8 protein-coding genes, 19 tRNA genes and 1 rRNA gene are annotated in these 17,180 nt (G+C 44.6%); 4 read left to right on the forward strand and 24 right to left on the reverse strand.

Annotated features, from left to right (window positions below; all coding sequences use genetic code 11):
• Nucleotides 1–764: 764 nt before the first annotated feature.
• Nucleotides 765–2,303: a histidine ammonia-lyase gene (hutH, locus tag ACFO4R_RS11410; RefSeq protein ID WP_379789288.1), complete on the reverse strand. Its 1,539-nt coding sequence runs from the start codon at nt 2,301–2,303 to the stop codon at nt 765–767.
• Nucleotides 2,304–2,889: 586 nt separating this feature from the next.
• On the reverse strand, nt 2,890–5,946 hold the full coding sequence (locus tag ACFO4R_RS11415) for an AAA family ATPase (RefSeq protein ID WP_379789290.1): 3,057 nt from the start codon (nt 5,944–5,946) through the stop codon (nt 2,890–2,892).
• A 264-nt stretch (nt 5,947–6,210) separates the two neighbouring features.
• On the opposite strand from ACFO4R_RS11415, the gene ACFO4R_RS11420 reads away from it, so the two are divergent.
• The 4 genes from ACFO4R_RS11420 to ACFO4R_RS11435 all read left to right on the forward strand — a co-directional run bounded on the left by ACFO4R_RS11420 (nt 6,211) and on the right by ACFO4R_RS11435 (nt 11,715).
• The gene (locus ACFO4R_RS11420; protein WP_379789291.1) at nt 6,211–7,425 is read left to right on the forward strand and encodes a glycosyltransferase family 4 protein; all 1,215 of its coding nucleotides are present in this window, start codon (nt 6,211–6,213) and stop codon (nt 7,423–7,425) included.
• 359 nt (nt 7,426–7,784) lie between these two features.
• A complete protein-coding gene (locus ACFO4R_RS11425; protein ID WP_379789293.1) occupies nt 7,785–8,576 on the forward strand; it encodes a PHP domain-containing protein in 792 nt (263 codons plus the stop codon).
• A gap of 361 nt (nt 8,577–8,937) precedes the next feature.
• Entirely contained in the window at nt 8,938–10,146 is a 1,209-nt protein-coding gene (locus tag ACFO4R_RS11430) for a BaiN/RdsA family NAD(P)/FAD-dependent oxidoreductase (protein WP_379789295.1), read from the forward strand.
• A gap of 507 nt (nt 10,147–10,653) precedes the next feature.
• Nucleotides 10,654–11,715, forward strand: coding sequence for a DmpA family aminopeptidase (locus tag ACFO4R_RS11435; protein ID WP_379789296.1), 1,062 nt, complete (start codon nt 10,654–10,656; stop codon nt 11,713–11,715).
• Between the two features lie 179 nt (nt 11,716–11,894).
• Here ACFO4R_RS11435 and ACFO4R_RS11440 read toward each other — a convergent pair whose 3' ends face one another.
• The 22 genes from ACFO4R_RS11440 to rrf all read right to left on the reverse strand — a co-directional run bounded on the left by ACFO4R_RS11440 (nt 11,895) and on the right by rrf (nt 16,701).
• A complete protein-coding gene (locus ACFO4R_RS11440; RefSeq protein WP_379789298.1) occupies nt 11,895–12,914 on the reverse strand; it encodes a PDDEXK nuclease domain-containing protein in 1,020 nt (339 codons plus the stop codon).
• A gap of 469 nt (nt 12,915–13,383) precedes the next feature.
• Nucleotides 13,384–14,121 (reverse strand): N-acetylmuramoyl-L-alanine amidase family protein, encoded by a 738-nt coding sequence (locus ACFO4R_RS11445; RefSeq protein ID WP_379789300.1) that lies wholly within the window; start codon nt 14,119–14,121, stop codon nt 13,384–13,386.
• A 671-nt stretch (nt 14,122–14,792) separates the two neighbouring features.
• Nucleotides 14,793–14,868: transfer RNA gene (locus ACFO4R_RS11450), tRNA-Arg, on the reverse strand.
• 60 nt (nt 14,869–14,928) lie between these two features.
• Nucleotides 14,929–15,002, reverse strand: a tRNA-Cys gene (locus ACFO4R_RS11455).
• A 7-nt stretch (nt 15,003–15,009) separates the two neighbouring features.
• Nucleotides 15,010–15,086 (reverse strand) — tRNA-His (locus tag ACFO4R_RS11460).
• Nucleotides 15,087–15,139: 53 nt separating this feature from the next.
• Nucleotides 15,140–15,216, reverse strand: a tRNA-Ile gene (locus tag ACFO4R_RS11465).
• A gap of 8 nt (nt 15,217–15,224) precedes the next feature.
• Nucleotides 15,225–15,301, reverse strand: a tRNA-Met gene (locus ACFO4R_RS11470).
• 8 nt (nt 15,302–15,309) lie between these two features.
• A tRNA-Phe gene (locus ACFO4R_RS11475) sits at nt 15,310–15,385 on the reverse strand.
• 12 nt (nt 15,386–15,397) lie between these two features.
• Nucleotides 15,398–15,486, reverse strand: a tRNA-Ser gene (locus ACFO4R_RS11480).
• A gap of 8 nt (nt 15,487–15,494) precedes the next feature.
• Nucleotides 15,495–15,570: transfer RNA gene (locus ACFO4R_RS11485), tRNA-Lys, on the reverse strand.
• A 1-nt stretch (nt 15,571) separates the two neighbouring features.
• Nucleotides 15,572–15,648 (reverse strand) — tRNA-Gln (locus ACFO4R_RS11490).
• 9 nt (nt 15,649–15,657) lie between these two features.
• A tRNA-Arg gene (locus ACFO4R_RS11495) sits at nt 15,658–15,734 on the reverse strand.
• A 12-nt stretch (nt 15,735–15,746) separates the two neighbouring features.
• A tRNA-Gly gene (locus tag ACFO4R_RS11500) sits at nt 15,747–15,821 on the reverse strand.
• Nucleotides 15,822–15,841: 20 nt separating this feature from the next.
• Nucleotides 15,842–15,925 (reverse strand) — tRNA-Leu (locus tag ACFO4R_RS11505).
• A gap of 6 nt (nt 15,926–15,931) precedes the next feature.
• Nucleotides 15,932–16,006: transfer RNA gene (locus ACFO4R_RS11510), tRNA-Thr, on the reverse strand.
• A gap of 34 nt (nt 16,007–16,040) precedes the next feature.
• A tRNA-Asp gene (locus ACFO4R_RS11515) sits at nt 16,041–16,117 on the reverse strand.
• A 7-nt stretch (nt 16,118–16,124) separates the two neighbouring features.
• Nucleotides 16,125–16,200, reverse strand: a tRNA-Val gene (locus ACFO4R_RS11520).
• 19 nt (nt 16,201–16,219) lie between these two features.
• Nucleotides 16,220–16,294 (reverse strand) — tRNA-Glu (locus ACFO4R_RS11525).
• Between the two features lie 2 nt (nt 16,295–16,296).
• Nucleotides 16,297–16,372: transfer RNA gene (locus ACFO4R_RS11530), tRNA-Met, on the reverse strand.
• A 7-nt stretch (nt 16,373–16,379) separates the two neighbouring features.
• Nucleotides 16,380–16,468 (reverse strand) — tRNA-Leu (locus ACFO4R_RS11535).
• Nucleotides 16,469–16,475: 7 nt separating this feature from the next.
• Nucleotides 16,476–16,550: transfer RNA gene (locus ACFO4R_RS11540), tRNA-Asn, on the reverse strand.
• Between the two features lie 34 nt (nt 16,551–16,584).
• A 5S ribosomal RNA gene (gene rrf / locus ACFO4R_RS11545) occupies nt 16,585–16,701 on the reverse strand.
• Nucleotides 16,702–17,180 lie beyond the last annotated feature (479 nt).

The raw sequence follows: 17,180 nt of genomic DNA on the forward strand, positions 1-17,180 counted from the left end.
AGCGTATGTTTTGGATATGAGCGGGGAGAGTTATCGGGTTAAAGAAACGAGGGAGTGGCTAAAATAACGGACCGTTTTTCGATGAGATCCCTGGACCATTTTTCGCTTGACAAATACAACACATTGATAGATATGTTATAACATAGTGTTTAAGAACACAGTTGAGATTAACTCGAACATCAACGTACCAATGCGCCGGCTCACACCCATTAAAATTATATCTTAAAATTATTATACAACTTTTTTAATAAAATCAAATAATATATTTGTATCATTGTATAACTCTATTATTGTTGTGTATGCTGATCTGAAGATCCAATCAAAGACTTTTGATTTCTACTTTAAAAATACAGCATTTGTTCCGGGGATTATTGTATAGAAACTGTCAATACATATACATTTAAGCACTACCATTAGACAGTTATACTATTCTCCAATAGAAGTGTGCTTATATCTACTTTATGACTACGAACATCCGTGTTATCTTCGGTCGAGTACAGGTTCCTGATATCCATAGCTCAAATGAATAATAGTATTAACTGTTTTTGCAAGGGACGGTTCATACTATTGTTCAATAGAAGTATGGATATATCTATTTTTCGATGACAAAAAACTATGTTGTCTTCTATGGGTCACAGAGTATTTATATCCACTTATTCAAAAGAATAGTAGTATCAGTCTATATACTCCACGAAAAAAGGAACAGTTCTTATAAGAGCTGTCCCTTTTTCTGTGGTGGTTTATATAGGTAAAACGGAGTGTGATTATTGGATGTTTAGTTCTACCAGAGCTTCTACCTTGGAGAGGATGCTTCCATCCTTCAAAAGTTCGGTGATTTTTTCGAGCTCGTCGTAGATCTCTATATCCATATCGTTCTCGATAAACGAAAGCTTTGCACGAACCGCATCGTAGGCAGCTTGAGTTCCCTTTCCGAGGGTCCTGTTTTCTTCTTTTCTGAAGTCGATCGCTTGGCAGGCCGCCAAGATCTCGGTCGCTACGACACGTCTGCTGTTTTCAACGATATCTCTTGCCTTGCGAGCGGCAATGGTCCCCATGCTTACGAGGTCTTCCTGATTTTCGCAGGAGGGAATGGAGTCTACCGATGCGGGATGCGCCAAGACCTTATTTTCGGATACTAAGGCTGCCGCCGCATACTGGGTGATCATAAAACCGGAGTTCAAACCCGGATGTTTTACCAGGAAGGAAGGGAAGTCGCTCAACTGGTTGTTTATCAGACGTTCGATCCTTCTCTCGGATACGTTTGCGATCTCCGCCGCCCCGATGCCCAGGTAATCGAAGGCAAGCGCCATGGGCTCTCCGTGGAAGTTTCCTCCGGAGATCACATCTCCTTCCAAGGTTACGATCGGGTTATCCGTTACGGAGTTCATCTCGACCTCGACCTTCTGCTTCACAAAGGCGATGGCATCCTTGCTCGCTCCGTGGATTTGAGGCGCACAACGCAGGGAGTACGCATCTTGAGTTCGGATCTCTCCCTGGTGAGTGGTGTAGGTACTTCCCTCAAGCAGTTTCAATAGGTTTGCTGCGGTTGCGATCTGTCCTGCATGTGCACGAATCACATGAATCCTCGGATCGAAGGCATCTATAATTCCCCTGTGTGCTTCCACGGATAGGGCAGCCGCAATGTCGTTGAGTTTGAGCAATTCGATTGCATCATAGGCTGCCAAGGCTCCTACCGCTGTCAATACCGTCGTTCCGTTGATAAGGGCAAGACCTTCTTTCGCTCCGAGTTCAATGGTGTCGATGCCCGCCTTCGCCATCGCTTCTTTTCCGGACATCAACTCACCTTTGAAATACGCATGGCCGAGCCCCAACATCGGCAGCACCATATGGGACAGCGGTGCCAAGTCTCCTGAAGCTCCCAGAGAGCCTTTTTCCGGTATCATCGGGACCACTCCCTTATTGAGCATATCGACCAAGGTCGTCAATGTGAGCAACTGGATACCCGAATATCCCTTCAATAAGGAGTTTGCACGTATCAACATGATCGCCCTCGTCGTCGGTTCGTCAAAGGCGGGACCGAATCCGCAGGAGTGTGTACGAATGAGGTTCTCCTGCAACTGTGCACAGTCTTCCTTCGAAATATGGACGTTGCACAAGGAACCGAAGCCCGTGGTAACTCCATAGATGACTTTTTCACTCTCTACGATATCGTCGATGATTTTTCTGGACTCTTTTACTCTCTCGACCGCATCGTCACTGATAACAACTTCAACTCCTTCTCTAGCGACCCGTACCAACTCTTCCAGGGTAAGATGTTCTCCCGTAATTTTTACCTTACTCATCACATGATCTCCTCTCTTACTCTAACATGATATATTCCAAAAACCTGCTCCATCCACATCCTTCTCGTTTACGAAGTTTTCTTTCCACGACACAGGGATAGAGCCTTCCGCTTATTCTAATAATTTCTTCCCAACGACATCAGTATACTATACCGCCGTCAAATTTATGTCCATTTCGTTTAAAAAATCGTTTTTCTTCCTATTTAGGAAGGCAATTTGAGATTTTAACTCTCATCGTTCAACTACATTCTTCTCTCTACGGCTCTCGCCCTTCAAAACTGTACGGAGGGCAAGAGCCATCGCCGGACGATGTAAAAGGATGTCCTCTTTTGTTACCGTTTTAAACCTTTATAGTCGGATAGTCGACTTCTAAAGAGATTGAGTGTTTCGTATACTTATAAACATTCCCCGGTACTTCGATCAAAGAACAATACAAACTCTCCTCAATATAGATTCTTCGTCCTGTGTTGATCAAACAGCCTTCGATCTTATGCATACGGAAGTCTCAAGCTGAATTTCAAATTGATCTTATCACAAATATCCCGCAGCTTGCCCGGATTTTGGGGAGTCGAATTTTCGTCAAATTTTAAGCCCTGTTCTTCTTTAGCAGACGGATCCGATTTATTTCGTAGCTGTCTCGATGTTTATCGAGATGCTCCAGGGCGGAGGCCGCATAAAATTCAAAGTCCTCTTCCAAGGTCTCTTTGAAGATCCTGTCGACCTCCCGATCTTCCTTCGCCTTCATACAAAGTTCCGCCTTCGCCCAAAAGACGACACCCAAATCTCCGGGAGTGTTCATCTTATTTGCATAGATATCGGCGTTTTTCAATGTTTTTACCGCTTCTTGAAACTCTCTGTCTCTGATATAGAGCAGGGTTCTGTACGAATCGAGGATGGCTCTCTTCCAAAAAGAGTCGAATTTTCCATAAAGGCTGTAAGCCTGTGCCATATACTCCTTGCTCAATTCAAACTCTTCCATTGCAAAGGCGGTCTTTCCCGCATTGATGTAGAAGACGGACATCGAACTTTGGGCATACTTGTCTTTGCAGATAGCCAGAGCCTTTTCGTAGTAGTCCAAGGCTTCCTGATAGCAGCCCTGACTGTGTCGAATCTCTCCGATGTAATTGTAAGCACCTGCGATGTTGAGCGAGTACTTGTCCGCTACCTGTTTTGTGATATGGAAGGTGTTGATGGATTCGTTGAGCAATCTCTCCGCTTCTTCGTTATTTCCCGTCATAATGTAGTAAAGTCCCTTGAGCCTGAGAATGATCCCGATTTCTTTATGATAGTTGCACTCGACTGCAAGCTCAAGAGCAAGTTCGATATATTTCATCATCATATCGGAGTTGTTGGTCTGGATGAGATAATAGATCATCTGCTTGTAGCCTTCCAGAGCATAGTCCTTGTCCTTGATCTCGGTGGCCTTACGGATAAGCTCCTGTATCACGCCAACCCCTTCCCTGTAAGAGCCGTCTCGAATCAGATACCTTCCCTTCATATGGAGAAACGACAGTTCGGGTCGTACAAAGGAGGTATAACTCTCCGATTTGGACTTTACTTGGTTCAGAGCCTCTTCAATGTCTCGAAGATTTTTTTCCGTCTGCTCCCTGCTCAGATACATCCCGGGTTTGCTCGCCTGCTCCGACCGTGTAAGGATCGGAAAGAGTTCATGGCTGAAATTCAAATAGTAGTTGAGGGCCCTGATTCTGTAATCCAACGCCTTTTCATCCATACCCGCATTGGAATAATGATAAACCAGTCGATGATAGTTTTGCAAGTTCATCGTTTTTTCATCGACCCCCGCCTCGATGATGCCGGCAACCTTCTGATGCAGGATTTTCTTCCTGGCTTCCGACTGTTTGAGGTAGACATACTCTCTCAGTTTCGAATGTGTAAAACGAAAGGCGATCTTCTCATCTTTGTTTACTTCTTCCAGGATATAGCGATTCTCCAGTTCTTCGATGATGTCCATCAAACTAAGTTCGTCCTTTCCCGTCAGTTGCTTGAGCATACCCAAGGGGATTTCATCGAAGAAGAGAGAGGCTATGTTCAAGAGTTTCTTTGCTTCCTCGGAAAGATACATAAACCGGCTCTTGATTACGTCCTGCATCTTAGCCGTCATCACATTCAGATCTCGATTTGATCGGATCGATGTCAGGTATTCATTCAGAAAGAAGAAGTTGCCCTCGGTTTCCGTCCAAATCTTTTGGAGGGATGCCTTTGTCAGCCTGTAATCGGGCAGTGCCTTACGGATAAAACTCTCCGTCTGCATAATATCAAGGCGTTGAAGCTCTACGAGGATGAGTCTGTCGTGGTTCTTCATCGTCGTAATAAAACTGTCGAGTTTCTCATCGTATTCGTTTCTGGCAGTCGCAAGCAGAATCAGATCTTCCCTCGAGTTGTGCAGCATGATCTGACTGAGCAACGACAGACTCATCTCATCCATCCATTGAATGTCTTCAAAAACCAGGATGAGTTTTTTTCTCCGGGCAATCTGCCTCATTGCTTCCAGGATGATCTCTCCCATCATTTCATAGCGGAGCGATTCCATATTTTCTATCAGTCTTACCTGATCGGAAGGTTTCTCCCTGAATTCGGGGAAGATCTTGTATATCATATTGTTCCAAACAGCCGGAGTCTTAATATCCTCTTTTTTTTGGATCTTGGAAAGCTCATCTATGATACTGCTCCAAGGACGAAGGAGGTAGGATTTCTCGACCTGGTAACAGGAGGTCTCGAGAATGTAAAAATCTTCATCGACCGATTCGACAGCTTTTTCCTTGAGCCTGGACTTGCCTACTCCCGCTTCTCCCGTGATAAGGATCGAATAACTTCTCTCTCCCTGTTTAAATTCCCTGATATTGCTCTCGATATACAAAAGCTCATTGTATCTTCCATAGAACAATTTGCCCGAACGGGGTGTTTTTTCCCTGTTTTTGTCGTTCATTTTCTCAAAGGCTTCGCAGAAGATCTGTTTCGTCAATTCATCCGGCTTTATACCCAGCTCCCTGTCCAAAAGATCCGCAAGGGTGTGATAACATTCAAGAACCTTTGCATAGTTTCCTCTTTCCCGATAGAGGTTCATCAGGACACGGTAAGGATTTTCATCAAACTCGTCAATTTGAATCAAGCTTTTGGCATAGTCTTCCGCCTTTTGGGTATCTTTGTCCTTAAGAGCCTTCTCCATACAGATATTCAACGAATCGATGTACTTCTTCTTCATCCGATAACGCGTCTTCATCATCCACTCTTCAAACAACTTTGCATTCTTGACATAGAAACCTTGAAGAAATTCGCCTCGGTACAGACCGATGGCTCTTTGTGCATCGGCCTTCATATACTCATCCACATCGAGGTCGATCTCCTTGTCGGGGTTCAACACAAGCACCGATTTTTTAGGAGAAAGGATGATATCTTCTCCCAATGCACTCTTCGCCTTGTAGATGGCATTGCGGAGGTTCTTCTTCGCCACAGCTTCCCCTTCGTCCGCCCACAAAAGCCCTGCGATCTCATCTCTACTGACGTTCTTATGTACAAACAGGTAATACACCAGAGCATTGACCTTCCCATAGGAAAAAACGATCTGCTCCTCATCTTTGGTCACTTGAGCGGAGCCCAACAACCTGATCTTGTAAGCCGACACTCTGCAACTCCTTTCCCTATCCTTAACCAACGTTTTCCTATCTCTTATGATATCAAAAAACGTCAAATTTTTGTAGTATATTTGTGTTTTTTTGACATTTTTTACCCCGAATTCTCTCCTCTTATCACACCGAAAATATGGTACAATGAAGTCATCTATTGCACTCCGGAAATACCTCACAAGATAAGGCAATGTTATCCTTATCCGAGCAGGCCTACCGAGGTATTGCCCTTAACTATTGTAAAACCTATTAAAGGAGGTTCCATGAAGATCTTACACTGCCTTGCACAGCTCCCTATGAAGACGGGAAGCGGTGTTTATTTCTCTACCGTCGTCAACGCAATGGTTCACCGCAACCATGAGAATGCTGTCATCTATGCCGAGCAACCTCCCTTCGCAATAAACTTCGAAGGGGTCCAAAAACACTATCCCGTCGAATTTTTGACACGGGAGCTTCCTTTCCCCATCGCGGGAATGAGCGATGAAATGCCCTACCCTTCAACGGTGTATTCCAAGATGGATGAAGAGATGACAACACTGTGGCACGATGCCTTCCGACGTCGTCTTCGTCTTGCGAAGGAAGAGTTTCGTCCGGATGTTGTCATCTGTCACCATCTCTTTCTTTTGACCGCTTTAGTCCGTGAAGTTTTTCCCGATACCAAACTCATCGGGATTACACACGGCACAGACCTGAGGCAGGTGCGTAAACATCCCCGTTTCAGGAATCATCTGTCTGCGATACCGACCTTGGACGCATTTTGCTCGATAGCTCCGAAGGATGCTCACGAGATCCGGGACATCTTCGGTGTCGCCCCCTCGAAAATTGAAGTGATGGGCGGAGGTTTCAATTCCGAAATCTTCTACGAAGGTAGGGATGAAGTTCTGCCCGGATTGAATCTGATGTATGCAGGCAAGATCTCCCCCTCCAAGGGTGTCTTCGAGCTGGCAAAGGCCACTCCTTTGATTGCCGAAAAGTATCCCTATGTCAAGGTCCATATCGTGGGGGCTGCCGATGAAGAAACTAAGAAGGAACTCTACCGCCTTGCCGGAGGAGAAGAAAACCTTGCCGTCTACAACGCGGAAAACCAAAAGCTGATGGCCGATCAACTTCGGAAGATGGATGTCTTTGTCCTGCCGTCCTACTACGAGGGGCTGGGACTGGTCGCGATCGAGGCTCTTGCATGCAGCGTTCGCACTGTAGCTACCGAGATTGAGGGTCTGATGTGGCTCTTGGGAAAGGAGGTCGCTGACAGCGGTGTTATTGAGTATGTGGCCTTACCGAAACTCTACGATGTCGACAAACCCTATGAGGAGGAGAAGCCCGCCTTTGTGCGACGGCTTGCCGACAAGCTCCTCCTTCAACTAGACCGAATCATCGCCCAAGAGTCCTTCCCTGAAGAGATAAAAAAAGAGGTGCGAAACCACTCCTGGGATCATATCATGGATCGCTTGGAACAGCGACTGCAAAGTCTTTTATAAATCTTGTGAGCTGCGGAAGCTGTTTCTATCTATATCGAATCACCTTTGTTGTATTGCGTTCCGGCCTTTATAAGCCCTGCAATACCAAGAAATGCCGAAAGATTATCCTATAATATAACCGTTTACAGGAATAACGCTATCAAGACAAGGTGTAATACTACTATTCTTTTGAATAGTGGATATAAACAATCTGTGACCCATAGAAGACAATATATGTTTTTCGTCATCGAAAAATAGATATACCCATACCTCTATTGAATAATAGTATAATCGCAAAAAACCGATCCAGAGCATAAGGTTCAGGAAGGCAACAAAAGTTTCGACCTATACCGATTATTTCACAATAAAAGGAGATTTTTATGAAACTTGTATACGACCAACATATTCACTCTCGATTTTCCTTTGATTCCAAAGAAGAGATCCTTTCCTATCTCTCCCTATCGGAGGAAAATCCCATTGTAACAACGGAACACCTGGAATTTCATAATCCTTCGGACAATTACCGAAACAATCTGATCGACTATGACGCTTATCGTTCTCATGTGAAGACTCTCTCCGACAGTTTCGGTCGAAAGATCCTCTGCGGTGTCGAGATTGGATACTATGCCCCCGCCACAGACGAGATCTCATCTTATCTGGATAAGAAGGACTTCGACTTGAAACTCCTGTCCGTCCATCATAACGACGACTTTGATTTTACGCAGAAGAAGGTCGCTCTTCTTCCTACCGAAACGTTGATTCGAGACTACTACACCTTGATGATTGAAGCCCTCGAAAGCCCTATTGAAGCAAATGTCTTAGCTCACTTCGATTATGGAGTCCGCCTTGTCGATATAGCCCCCTCCTTATTCAAAGAGAATGCCTCCATTTACTTGGACAAGATCCTGGATCTTATCATCTCCAAAGAGATGGCTCTCGAGCTCAATACCAAAAGTATGTTTGTCTGCGGAAAAGCTCCCCTGTATGACTTCATGGTTTCCATGTACTTGGAAAAAGGAGGTCGCCTTTTCACCTTGGGTTCGGATGCTCATCGTTACAACTCCTACTCCTATAAGTTTGAGGAAGTACAGAACTTTCTCCTTCAGAAGGGAGTAAGAGAAGTTGCATGTTTTGAAAAGGGGAAGCTTTATCTTCAGCCGATCGCGACCTGATTTTTAGCCCAATCGAGATTCCACCCGAAGAAACAACAATCTCCCTCAGGGATCCTGTACAATTCAAAAAAAACAGTACGAAACGGATTTTATACTATTCTTCGATAGAAGTATGATTATATCTGTTTTGCAACCGCGACATTCGTGTTGTCTTCTATGGAGTGCAAATCGTTGATATCCATTATTCAAAGGAATAGTAGTATTATACGAAAAATATATTTTGAGGGAGAATCTTTCGCGGTCTTGTCTGTAAATCAAGAGGAAAATCAAGGTATAGCGCGATCGCCGTGACAGAGAATACGGATACATGAAATAATCATCAAAAAAAGAACAGTATTATCGAGCACGATAGGAGATACTCATGAAAAAACTTATAGTTGTCGGCGGAGGTCCCGCAGGTATGATGGCCGCTTTGACCGCCGCAAAACATGGAGCCGACGTTACCCTGATCGAACAAAACAAAGTCCTGGGAAAAAAACTTTCCCTTACCGGAGGCGGCAGGTGCAACCTGACATCCGCCCTCCCCATCGAAGAGTTCTTTCCCAAGGTCACCACAAACCCTTTCTTTCTGTACAGTTCCTTCTACAGCTTCGACAACGAAGCTCTGATGAGGATGTTTGAAGAGCAGGGAGTTGCTCTAAAGACGGAAGGAGCAAAGGTCTATCCCGTCCACGAGAGTGCCGCTAAAATCGTTTCTTTCCTGGAAAGATCCTTGAACGAGAACGGTGTAAGGCTACTTCTCAGGGAGAGCCTCCTCGACTTTTCGACTGAAGGAGGAAGTCCCCCTCGCATCTCTCGGGTCAAGACCTCCAAACAGATCCTGAGAGCCGATGCTCTCATCTTGGCGACGGGAGGAGCCTCCTTCCCTGCGACGGGTTCGGACGGAAAGATCTTCTCCTTGCTGAAATCAAAAGGATTTGTCGTCACCGATCTTCTTCCCTCCCTTGTTCAGCTCTTTACCCGAAGAGACTTCTCCTCCCTCGCCGGAGTGTCCGTGCCCAAGGTGAAACTAAGCTGTGTTTTGGGAAAGAAGAAAGCATCGACCTTCGGGGATCTGCTTTTTACACAGAAGGGAGTAAGCGGTCCTTGCGTGATGGATATGAGCAGTTATCTCACGAAGGAAGCTCCGGACGAAGTCCTTCTGCGTATCGACTTCCTCCCTGAGCTTAAGACCTCCGAGCTGTCGGATCTTCTTTTTTCTTCATCACCGAAACACCTTTCCACCTTGTTGGCGAAAGTTCTTCCTTCCAGACTGGCAAAATTCCTTATGGAGGACTTTGATGTCAAAGACAAGTTCAACCTCTCCAAGGAGGAAAGGAAGGCGATCACGGATCTCGTCAAAGACTTCCCCCTCACGCTCGAGGGCTACGGAAGCCTGAAGGAGGCTATTGTTACTAAGGGGGGATTAGATGTCCGCGAAGTGTCTTCTTCCACCATGGAAACCAAGAGAATCAAAAACCTCTACTTTGCGGGAGAATGTCTGGATCTGGATGCCTTGACGGGAGGATACAACCTTCAGATCGCTTTTTCGACAGGCTATCTTGCAGGTCTTTGTGCAAGTCAAGGATGATACCGTATAATCCTCAAAAACACGGTAAATTCTATTTCACACGAAGAATAGAGTGTTTGGAAACGTTGATTTTACAATACCTCTATCTCCTGTAGCACAACAGTAACAGAACGATGTTCCTCTGTCCGGTGTTTTTTTAATACTATTCTTTGATCGAAGTTTGAAAATAGCCGTCTTACAATTCACAAAAGGCCGTTTTATACTTTCTTGGATTGAGATACCGCACCTTCAGGAACGGTATAAGTGCAAAAAACGACCGATGGTTTGTAAAAGAAAAGTCATCCGAACAAGGATGAAAAGAAGAGCGGTGTCAATACTGATGAAATGCAGACCGTCGACACTTTAAACAAATCAAAATACAACACTTATACTATTCTTCGTTTAAAATGTCAGGCGGACAGTATATGTTTGTCGAAAACATTTTGAGTAATCGTAGAATTCAAAATTTCACGACCGGACAATTTTAATGGATGATAGTATTATATTCAAAAAAAGGAGGCCCTCATTATGGGATTACCGCAACACTACAGACAGGGAAGATTTCCGACAGGGGAACGCAACCTTATCACGGATGTCAAGGGAGTTCTTGTCGGACATACCACCTTGGACAACAAAGAAGTCCAGACAGGTGTTACCGCCATCCTTCCCCACCGGGGAGATTTGTTTCACGAGAAACTTATCTGTGCAAGTTATGTGATCAACGGCTTCGGAAAGTCCTGCGGACTTGTACAGCTCGATGAACTTGGAACCTTGGAGAGTCCAATTGTCTTGACCAACACACTTTCGGTAGGTACCGCTCTTTGTGCAACGACGAAGTATATGCTTTCCAAACATGAAGATATCGGAGGCAGAGCCGGCACGGTCAACTGTGTAATCGGAGAATGCAACGACGGCTATCTCAACGATATCCGAGGGATGAACGTAAAAGAGGAGGATGTCCTCTCCGCCATCGAAGCATCGTCTTCCTCCTTTGAGGAAGGCTCGGTGGGAGCCGGCCGGGGAATGGTATGTATGGGACTCAAAGGAGGAATAGGCTCTTCTTCCAGGTGTATCCTCATAGACAAACACACCTATACGATGGGAGTGCTTGTACTGAACAACTTTGGGGAGGCGGGCCATCTCTTGATCCACGGTCGCAAGGTCGGAGAAGAGACCCTTGAAGCCTTGGAAAGGAAGAAAAACGCTTATCGGGAGGCGGACAAAGGTTCGATCATGATCATACTTGCCACCGACCTTCCCCTGATGCACAATCAGTTGCAACGTCTTGCCAAGAGAACTGTTCACGGTCTTGCCCGAACAGGATCTTACAGCGGTCATGGAAGTGGAGATATCGCCATTGCCTTCTCTACCGCCAATCGGATTATCCACGAGAATGAAGAGTCACTTCAAACCATAACTGCGCTTTCCGATTCCAAACTTGACCCTGTGTTTTCCGCCGTGGTCGAATGTACGGAAGAAGCTATCTTAAGCAGTCTCTTTCATGCACAGACCGTGACAGGACACAGGGAACACCGAATCTTTGCCTTGAGCGAAGTCTACGATTGGAAGTCGGATAAAGACAGATCCTGAAACTGATATCTGCCGGTATCAACACCCTTTATTCTACGGGCGATCAGGTAGATTTTTGTATTTGCAGACGTGGATACAGCCATACTTCTCTCGAAGAATTGTATGGAAGCTGAACAAACTATCCATACAATAAGGGGGACAGAACTTCAAACATCTGCCTGAAGTTTGTCCCCTCTTTTTCAATCCTCTGTATCCGATTTCAGTTTTTCCTCCAAAGCTTCTCCGATTTCATATTCACTAATGCCTATGGGTTGGCTGACTCCGTCGAGGGAGTACTGTGCAATAAGATTGTCCTTGCTTTTGCAGATCAGAATCCCTATGGTCTGATTGTCCCTCTCCGTCTTGATATCCCTATCGATGGCCGAAGCATAGAAACTCAGCTTTCCTATAAATTCAGGTTTAAAGTCCTCCATTTTAATTTGGACCACCACATAAGAATGAAGTTTTACATGATAGAATAATAAGTCCGCAAAAAACTCTCTTTGTCCTACCTTCAAGGCGACCTTTTGCCCAATATAAGAAAAACCGCCGAGTTCCAAAAACAACTCAACCACTTTTTTTGCGATCAATGTCTCAACGTCATCCTCATCGATATCCTTGGTTTTAGGAAGAAGGTCAATCTTACACGGAGTTTTCAAAAACCCTCTTGCAAACTCTGTATTCTCCTTGGGAAGCCTTTGATCGAAATTAAAGACCGCATCCCCTCCCTGTTCATACAAACCGCTGTCGATTCGATTCTCCAACACATCGGGACTCCATTCGTTCGAGATGGTCTCCTTTGTATAAAAAAGAGCCTCCCCCACGTTTTGGCACTTACTCATAATCTTCAGGTTATGCTCCCAAGGAATACTTGTAATCAGGGATTCCACATCTTCCAACTTCTCCGTAACCTTTGACGAGATTTCCTCCGCGCTGTGCATCTTATACCAATTTCTTATGCTTTGGATGGAAAAACCCTCCATATCGGGGAACTCTTCTTCCAAATCCTTACAGAGAGCAGGAATGAATTCCTTCCCCCAAAAATGTTTCTTTTGCTTGGATACGATCTCCCGACCGAAGTACCAGTACAAGTCCAAGAGTTGATAATTCACTTCCAGTGCCGCCTTAAACTGATTGTCCGCAATCTTCTCCTTGAGATTTGCGACCAGTTTCTTGTAGTCCTTATTTTGCGTTATGTCAGTTTCATACTTTTTTGGCATTGCAACTCCTCACTTTCCATATCTCAATAGTTTATTCTATCGACAAGGATGTCTTCCGATATCAAAACAATCCTCGATGATATCAACAATCATTCCTTCGCTCAACTTATGATCCGCCTGTAATCATAAACGCTATAGAGGCTCAATGTTGCCGTCTCAACAGAAGGTACAACAGCGGGAATATAGTCCATACCCATTACATATTCCACGGAAAATTCTGATTATAGTTAGTAGTATAAAGCATATATTCAATTAAGTAAAGAAACCCTAATATATTCCACCGTTTTTCCACCAACTTGCCGGCGGACAAACAAAAGAGTCGCCCTATCAGGAACGACTCGATATGTGTAATACTGTTTTTCAATAGAAGTATGGATATATCTATTTTTCGATGACGAAAAACTATATTGTCTTCTATGGCTCACAGATTGTTTATATCCACTATTCAAAAGAATAGTAGTATAATACTTTATTTCTGATTCTTATATTCGATCAAAGCACTTGCCACAGCCGAAACAAGTTTCTTTTGATACTCTTCCGTCTGCATGATCTTATCGTCTTTCTTGTTTGACATAAAGCCCATTTCCAAGATAATAACGGGAACTTTCGACCAGTTAAATCCGGTGATATCCGAACGCTTTGACAGCCCTCTGGACTTGATCTCCCCACAGTTATGCGCAATTTTCTTGTCCAAGATCTTTGCAAAGGAAGTACTCTTTTTTTGGATCTTCTCCGTATACTTACCCGAAGGTACCAAGATACTGTAGCCGTTTATCTTACTATCGTCCGCACCGTCCGCATGTAATCGGAGTACCATATCGCAGTCCGCCTCGTTACAAATCTTCGCCCTTTCGATATTACTGATATCCACTTCCGCCTTTTCTCTGGTCATTACAACAGTAGCGCCCATAGACTCCAATTTTTCTTTAAGTTTCAAACCCACTTGAAGGTTCAAAACATGCTCCGGCACCTTAGAAAATCGTCCTGTGGTACCGGAAGTCACCTTCGCCTTCATCTTAGTAGAATTTGGAGCAATAGGCTCCTTCTTGCTGTTACCCTTCAATTGATGACCCGGATCTATACCGACCGTCATCCCCTTCAAAGGCTTGGTCTCTTCTTTTGTCGCGTAGGAGAAGCTCCCTAAAAAAAGAGAAAGACAAAGAAAAACTATGGAGAGCTTAAAAAGTTTTTTTTGTGAGGTTTTCATTCTACCATCCTTTCAGTCTAAAAATTTTTCCAACCCGATATGTTCATACTATTCTCCGCTGAGGTGTAAAAGCGTTCACAACCACAAACAAAAAATCATTGCCTCCCCAATAAAATACAGCTATTGAGTCAAGAGTTCAAAGAGTATCACAAACGGATTGAAGTTGTCTACACTCAAGTATATCTCAAATAAAAGATTTTATCAAAATATTTTAGCCTAAAATCCAAGTTTGTAAAGGGAAGGACATATTTCAGCGTTTACACTAAATCTATGTCATTGGATTTTATGAAGTATGAGATCAACTTATTGTCAAAAATCATCCGTTCCGGATTTCTTACATTTTGACGGTTAACGTTATGATAGAGGAGCCTAAGCAAAGAGCGCACAAAGGCAAATTTATGATTTTCACTCCGGTTAATAAAATACTAAAGCTTTGTCAAATCAAGAATTCCAAAAACTTCATCCTTCGTGCAAAAGTGGTCTTATACTATTTTTCAATAGAAATGTGGATATATCTATTTTTCGATGACGAAAAACTATGTTGTCTTCTATGGCTCACAGATTGTTTATATCCGCTATTCAAAAGAATAGTAGTATTATGCCGATTTTCAATTTATTAGATATCTCCCTAATACAGAAAAAGACATCTTTAGATAAAGATGTCTTTTCAATGGTGCACCCGAAAGGATTCGAACCTCCGACTCACAGTTTAGGAAACTGCAGCTCTATCCCCTGAGCTACGGGTGCAAAAAATAAAACTTAAGAAAAAAGCTCTTACAGATAAAGATATACTGAAAGAGCTCTAATTGGAGGCGACAACCGGATTTGAACCGATGATAAAGGAGTTGCAGTCCTCTGCCTTACCACTTGGCTATGTCGCCACAAATATGGGGTGAATAGTGGGAATCGAACCCACGACCTCTAGAGCCACAATCTAGCGCTCTAACCAACTGAGCTATACCCACCATATTTAAAAAAAAGAAAGGCGTCCACCAATATGTTCTGACCATCTAATTCATGGTGGGCCTTCAGGGACTCGAACCCCGGACCTACCGGTTATGAGCCGGGCGCTCTAACCAACTGAGCTAAAGGCCCCAAAAAAGTGGTAGCGGCAATAAGATTCGAACTTATGACCTTTCGGGTATGAACCGAACGCTCTAACCAACTAAGCTATGCCGCCACATTTCATGGTGCCCAGAGGCGGAATCGAACCACCGACACGAGGATTTTCAGTCCTCTGCTCTACCGACTGAGCTATCTGGGCATTATGCAGAACTGGCGGAGAGGGTGGGATTCGAACCCACGGTCCATTTCTGAATCACTGGTTTTCAAGACCAGCTCCTTAAACCGCTCGGACACCTCTCCAATAAAAATGGTGACCTATCCGCGACTCGAACGCGGGACACCCTGATTAAAAGTCAGGTGCTCTACCGACTGAGCTAATAGGTCATGGCTGGGGATGCAGGACTCGAACCTACGAAATGCATGAGTCAAAGTCATGTGCCTTACCGACTTGGCTAATCCCCAATAAAATGATGGTGTGCCTGAAGGGACTCGAACCCCTGGCACGTGGCTTAGAAGGCCACTGCTCTATCCAGCTGAGCTACAGGCACGCATCGATCATTTGGAGCGGAAGACGGGATTCGAACCCGCGACCCTCGCCTTGGCAAGGCGATGCTCTACCACTGAGCCACTTCCGCATTCATATTATAAACTTAAGTGGTGCGGATGGAGGGACTTGAACCCCCACGCACATGGCGCTAGATCCTAAGTCTAGTGCGTCTGCCAATTCCGCCACATCCGCAATAAATGGAGCTGGCAATAGGAATCGAACCTACAACCTGCTGATTACAAATCAGCTGCTCTACCGTTGAGCCATGCCAGCATACTATATATGGAATTGGAAACAATCAAATAAATGGCGACTCGGAAGGGGCTCGAACCCTCGACCTCCAGCGTGACAGGCTGGCATTCTAACCAACTGAACTACCGAGCCGTTTATTTGGTGGGACCAATAGGGCTCGAACCTATGACCCCCTGCTTGTAAGGCAGGTGCTCTCCCAGCTGAGCTATGATCCCATGATTATATAAAAGAAAGTGGTGACCTCTAGGGGAATCGAACCCCTGTTACCGCCGTGAAAGGGCGGTGTCTTAACCGCTTGACCAAGAGGCCACTGGTTGCGGAGAGAGGACTTGAACCTCTGACCTTCGGATTATGAGCCCGACGAGCTACCAACTGCTCCACTCCGCGATACTTATGGTGCCGAAGACCGGAATCGAACCGGTACGATTATCTCTAACCGCAGGATTTTAAGTCCTGTGCGTCTGCCAGTTCCGCCACTTCGGCTAAAAAATGGCTCCGAAGGTGGGATTCGAACCCACAGCCTATCGATTAACAGTCGAGTGCTCCACCTTTGAGCTACTTCGGAACATTTCTTATTATTTACGTGCATCTTACGATGCAATTGGCTACGACTTACTTTCCCGGGAGTCTGCACTCCAAGTATCCTCAGCGATGTAAGGCTTAACTTCTGTGTTCGGAATGGGAACAGGTGTATCTCTTACTCTATTGTAACCATATTCCTTGTTACTGCGTCTTTTAGGCATCTTCTTGTTCGCTATCGTCGTTCAGTCAGTCACGTATGTCTATATACGCTCCTTCCTTCTCTCCTCTGCTCACTTCGAATCTGCTCTAAAATACTTGCAACAAGCTCCTTTGCACTTTTTAGCAATTTCTTGGTTAGGCTTCTTCGTCGCTTCGATCACGTACATCCGAGTACGCTCACTTGCTCCTCATCGCCCGCCTTGAACTTATCTAAAAATGCTTGCAAATACTTTGTTGTGCGTTTAGCGATAATCTCGTTAGATTTCTTCTTAACGAAGTTGTCTCAAAAAATTTGACTTTCATTTCCTGAGTACTGCTATATAATACCAGTATCTACCTGTTTTGTCAAGCTTTTTGCTACGCTTTCAGGCAATTTCTTTCCTGTCTTACTCTGATGGATTGTACCATCAAAACTGCATAACATCTTCTCTCCTTTGGATCAAGTCCTCGATCG

This window comes from Filifactor villosus, assembly GCF_042652965.1.
Lineage (GTDB): Bacteria > Bacillota > Clostridia > Peptostreptococcales > Filifactoraceae > Filifactor > Filifactor villosus.

What these genes read in the sequence shown, in the direction of transcription:
- hutH (WP_379789288.1), bottom strand. Translation starts at nt 2,303, where the DNA reads ATGAGTAAGGTAAAAATTACGGGAGAACATCTTACCCTGGAAGAGTTG.
- ACFO4R_RS11420 (WP_379789291.1), top strand. Translation starts at nt 6,211, where the DNA reads ATGAAGATCTTACACTGCCTTGCACAGCTCCCTATGAAGACGGGAAGC.
- ACFO4R_RS11425 (WP_379789293.1), top strand. Translation starts at nt 7,785, where the DNA reads ATGAAACTTGTATACGACCAACATATTCACTCTCGATTTTCCTTTGAT.
- ACFO4R_RS11430 (WP_379789295.1), top strand. Translation starts at nt 8,938, where the DNA reads ATGAAAAAACTTATAGTTGTCGGCGGAGGTCCCGCAGGTATGATGGCC.
- ACFO4R_RS11435 (WP_379789296.1), top strand. Translation starts at nt 10,654, where the DNA reads ATGGGATTACCGCAACACTACAGACAGGGAAGATTTCCGACAGGGGAA.
- ACFO4R_RS11440 (WP_379789298.1), bottom strand. Translation starts at nt 12,914, where the DNA reads ATGCCAAAAAAGTATGAAACTGACATAACGCAAAATAAGGACTACAAG.
- ACFO4R_RS11445 (WP_379789300.1), bottom strand. Translation starts at nt 14,121, where the DNA reads ATGAAAACCTCACAAAAAAAACTTTTTAAGCTCTCCATAGTTTTTCTT.